Annotated in this window: 2 protein-coding genes; both read right to left on the bottom strand. The window is 39.1% G+C overall.

What is annotated here, in order from left to right; translation table 11 throughout:
- Positions 1 to 637 (bottom strand): flagellar biosynthesis protein FlhF (locus AC1DUW_RS25075; RefSeq protein ID WP_477643745.1); only part of this gene is annotated, 637 nt, incomplete at its 3' end.
- Positions 634 to 2,670: a flagellar biosynthesis protein FlhA gene (gene flhA, locus AC1DUW_RS25080; protein ID WP_477643746.1), complete on the bottom strand. Its 2,037-nt coding sequence runs from the start codon at positions 2,668 to 2,670 to the stop codon at positions 634 to 636. The genes AC1DUW_RS25075 and flhA, both read right to left, overlap by 4 nt.
- Between the last annotated feature and the right edge of the window lie 128 nt (positions 2,671 to 2,798).

Below are 2,798 nucleotides of genomic sequence, written 5' to 3' on the forward strand. Positions count from 1 at the left end.
GCCTAAGCATGGTCTCTGCTGCTACTTTAGCGAGGGTGGTTGTCTTACCAACTCCTGTTGGTCCAACAATATTAATATATTTTTTTTGCAGACCGGGTTTCCCGTTTTGAACCTTCTCCAATATTTCAAATAAGGCTTCTTCTAACCAACCTTGTACTTCTTCATCAGTGGATTTTTGTTTGAGAGCAAACCATTTTCCAAGTAATTCATCCATGATTTGTGAGCGTAGCTGTACATCCACTTCCTGCTCTGTGAGATAATCATTGATTTTCTGCAGTTTTCCCGGATAGTGTCTATCAGATGTGATTTGTATAGTTTTAATCATATCTTTTAAACCTTCTAATTCTTTTATAAGATCCGTACTTTCATTGTTACCTTCCTGTGTAACAGTGCTATTACTCGATATTTCTTGTTTCACAGGCAACTTCTTCGTTTTTTGTTTAGTTACCATTTGGTTGGGCTGTGAAACTGGATCGATGGCTGCAATGACTTCGATATTCCTTTTTTTGAATAATCCTAGGAAACCACCAATGTAGACAGCTTTTGAACTTAAAATAATCGCATCACTGCCTAATTCTTCTCTTATTCGCTTCATAGCTTCGGCCATTGATGGTGCCATATATTTCTTTACTTTCAATCGATATTCACCACCCCTACACTTTGTACTTCTACATTCGATTCGAGTTCATTGTATGAAAGAATCGGTACATTAGGAAAATAACGTTCTGTTAACTGCCGGGTATACATCCGTACTGCTGGAGAACAAAGTAGGATTGGTTGATGTTCCATTAACGTCAGCTCATCCAATTTGGCCGCAATTGCCTCCAATATGGACTGAGATATATTTGGATCTAGTGATAAAAAGTTTCCATGTTCAGTTTGTTGTACTCCATCTGCTATGGTTTTTTCTACTTTTCCCGATAACGTGATGACTTTTATTCGATTTTCTTCTACGATAAAGGAATTAGTAATCTGCCTGGCTAAATTCTGCCGTACATATTCAGTAAGCAAATCTGTATCCGTCGACAACTTACCATAATCAGCAAGTGTTTCGAAAATGATTGATAAGTTCCTTATAGAAACTTTTTCCTTTAACAATTTTGCCAATACCTTTTGTACATCACCTATCGACAAGGGATTCGGGGTGACCTCTTCTACAAGAATTGGTGATGATTCACCAAGATAATCGATCAATTGTTTCGTTTCCTGCCTGCCCAAAAGCTCATGAGCATTCGCTTTTATGACTTCCGTTAAATGTGTGGATACAACACTTGGAGGATCTACAACTGTATAGCCCATCATCTCTGCATGCTCTTTCATATCATCCGTAATCCATTTAGCTGGTAGACCAAATGAAGGTTCTATCGTATCGATTCCTTCTATTGATTCATCTTCTATTCCTGGACTCATTGCCAAAAAGTGATTCAGAAGCAATTCCCCTTTTGCAATTTCATTTCCCTTAATTTTTAGCCGATACTCATTAGGGTTCAACTGGATATTATCTCGTATTCTGACGACTGGAATGACAAGTCCCATTTCAATTGCCAGTTGCCGGCGGATCATGACGACACGGTCAAGTAAGTCTCCCCCTTGATTGGCATCAGAAAGTGGAATTAGTCCATATCCAAACTCGAATTCGATTGGATCGACACTCAAAAGGTTAACGACACTTTCTGGACTCTTCATTTCATCTGTTTCCAACACTTCTTCCATTTCCTGTATTTCACTTTCATTCGGTTGTGGTATCCTAGAAATCGTATACCCTCCTATGACTAATAACGCTGCAATTGGAAACGTAAATATATCTGAAATTGGCGTGAATAAACCTAGCAAAAAAATTGCTGCTGCAGTCAAGTAAAGCATCTTTGGAAATTGAAATAACTGTTCAACAATATCTGATCCAAGATTACCATTCGAGGCTGCCCGGGTTACGACTATTCCTGTTGCTGTTGAAATCAATAAGGCAGGCACTTGACTGACAATTCCATCTCCAACTGATAACATGGAAAAATGTACAGCAGATTCTCCAAAACTCATATCCAATTGCATGACACCAATAATCATTCCAAAAATCAAATTGATGATGACAATGATAATACCGGCGATGGCGTCTCCTTTAACAAACTTACTCGCTCCGTCCATGGATCCATAAAAGTCAGCTTCATTGCTGATTTTTTCTCGTCTGGTACGTGCATCATTTTCTGAAATCATCCCAGCATTCAAATCAGCATCAATGGCCATCTGTTTCCCAGGCATCGCATCTAGCGTAAACCTTGCTGCCACTTCTGACACCCGTTCAGAACCTTTCGTGATGACGATGAAATTGATGATAACCAAAATGATAAATACAACTAAACCTACAAGCACGTTCCCTCCGACTACAAACGAGCCAAAGGTTTCGACTACACCGCCAGCATCACCATAGGTCAAAATGGCACGTGTCGTCGACACATTCAACCCTAGCCTGAATAATGTCAGTAAAAGGAGCAAGGAAGGAAATATTGAAAATTCCAAAGGCTCTTTCATATTCATCGTAGTCAATAGAACCAACAGCGCAAGAGATATATTTAAAAGAAGTAAAATACTTAACAACCATGTTGGTAATGGAATGACCAACATAGCAACAATCATGATGACGCTCGATATGACAACTAAATCTCTTGCTCGCATGTTCTTCTCTCCTAACTAGCGGGTCACATTTAACTTCTTTACAGCTTACCTTTCGTTTTATAAACAAAGGCAAGTATTTCAGCAACTGCCTTAAAAAATTCCTCAGGAATCGCCTGGCCTATTTCAGC

The organism is Peribacillus sp. P4_C12, from assembly GCF_056402095.1.